The sequence below is a fragment of the Actinosynnema sp. genome, from assembly GCF_052038725.1.
The window spans coordinates 1-1655 of sequence record NZ_JBQGCX010000233.1 but is presented as its reverse complement, the minus strand read 5'-3'; the positions used below and the strand labels follow the sequence as shown (position 1 = coordinate 1655).

Genomic DNA, 1655 nt, shown 5'->3' with positions numbered 1-1655 from the left:
CGGCGACGTGCCGTGGGAGGAGTGCTTCCGCGCGCTCAACGCGATCGGCTACTCGGGCCCGATCTCGGTGGAGTGGGAGGACGCGGGCATGGACCGCCTGCGCGGCGCGGAGGAAGCCGTGACCTACATCCGCAAGCACCTGTTCGACCCGCCCGCGGCGGCCTTCGACGCGGCCTTCTCCGTCAAGGAGTGACCGGGGCCCACCGGGTGTGACGCGCCCGTCCCGCTCCCCTGCGGGACGGGCGTTCCGATGGGTCCCCCGACCGGGTTAAAGTCCGCTCGGGAGGCACGATGACGCGCACGAACTGGGCCAAGAACCTGACGTTCTCCGCTGAGGAGGTCAGCGTTCCCGAGACGGTCGAGCAGGTCCAGGAGGTGGTGGCGCGCTCGCGCGCGGTCCACGTCGTGGGCACCGGCCACTCCTTCAGCCCGATCGCCGACACCACCGGCACCCTGATCACCCTGGAGCGGATGCCGGAGCACTTCGAGCCCGCAGGCTCCAGCGCGAGGGTCTCCGCGGGCATCAGGTTGGCCAGGCTGGCGGAGCTCCTGCACGCCCACGGCCTAGCCCTGCCCACCCTGCCCTCGCTGCCGCACATCACCCTGGCGGGCACCTGCGTCACCGCCACCCACGGCTCGGGCGACGGCGTCGCCTCACTGGCCAGCGCGGTGCGCGCCATCGAACTGGTGGGCCCGGACGGCGCCCTGCGCAGGGTCGAACGCGGCGACCCCGATTTCAACGGCTCGGTGGTGGCCCTGGGCGCGCTCGGCGTCATCGTCACCATGGAGATCGACGTGGAGCCCGCGTTCGACGTCGAGCAGCGCGTCTACCAGGACGTCCCGTGGTCCGCCCTGACCGACCACTTCGACGCCGTGCACGGCTCCGCCTACAGCGTCAGCGCCTTCACCCAGTACCGAGGCACCGCACAGGTCTGGGTGAAGCGCCGCCTGGACGCCCCACCCGCGGACCTCTCCTGGACCGGCGGCCACGAGTCCACCACCCCCCGCCACCCGGTCCCAGGCCAACCCGCCCACCACTGCACCGCCCAACTGGGCGACCCTGGCCCCTGGCACGAACGCCTGCCGCACTTCCGCGCCGCCTTCACCCCGAGCGTAGGCGCGGAACTCCAGTCGGAGTTCTTCGTGGCCAGAGAACACGCAGGCCCCGCCCTACGAGCCCTGGCCACCCTCTCGACCGACTTCGCCCCGATCCTGCTCACCTCCGAGGTGCGCACGGTCAACGCGGACGCACAATGGCTCAGCCCCGTCCACAACCGCCCCAGCGTCGCCTTCCACTTCACCTGGCGACAGGAGGCGGAGGCGGTCGCGGCAGTGGCAACAAAGATCGAACGCATCCTGGAGCCGTTCACCCCGAGACCCCACTGGGGCAAGGTCTTCACCCTGGACCGCACCACCCTGGCCTCCCGCTACCCCCACTGGGCCGACTTCGCAGCCCTCCTGAACCGCACCGACCCCCAGGGCAAGTTCCGCAACCCCACCATCAACACCTACTTCCCCCACCCCTGACCGTCACCCTCCACTCCTGACCGCATCGCAGCCCGGCGGCTTCGCAGCCCGGCGGCTTCGCGGGCTGACCGCTTCGCGGGCTGACCGCTTCGCGGGCTGCGGGGCGCGCGCAGCGCGCCCCCGCCGCC

General features: G+C 71.8%; 2 protein-coding genes. Both read left to right on the top strand.

Annotated features, from left to right (window positions below; genetic code table 11):
* The coding region (locus tag ACTUAL_RS04535; RefSeq protein WP_440899364.1) for a sugar phosphate isomerase/epimerase family protein at window positions 1–193 on the top strand (193 nt) is incomplete at its 5' end.
* A 98-nt stretch (window positions 194–291) separates the two neighbouring features.
* Complete coding sequence (locus ACTUAL_RS04530) at window positions 292–1527, top strand: D-arabinono-1,4-lactone oxidase (RefSeq protein WP_440899363.1); 1236 nt, start codon at window positions 292–294, stop codon at window positions 1525–1527.
* Window positions 1528–1655 lie beyond the last annotated feature (128 nt).

Excerpts from the sequence above, each read along its gene's own strand:
- ACTUAL_RS04530 (WP_440899363.1), top strand. The coding sequence starts at position 292 with ATGACGCGCACGAACTGGGCCAAGAACCTGACGTTCTCCGCTGAGGAG.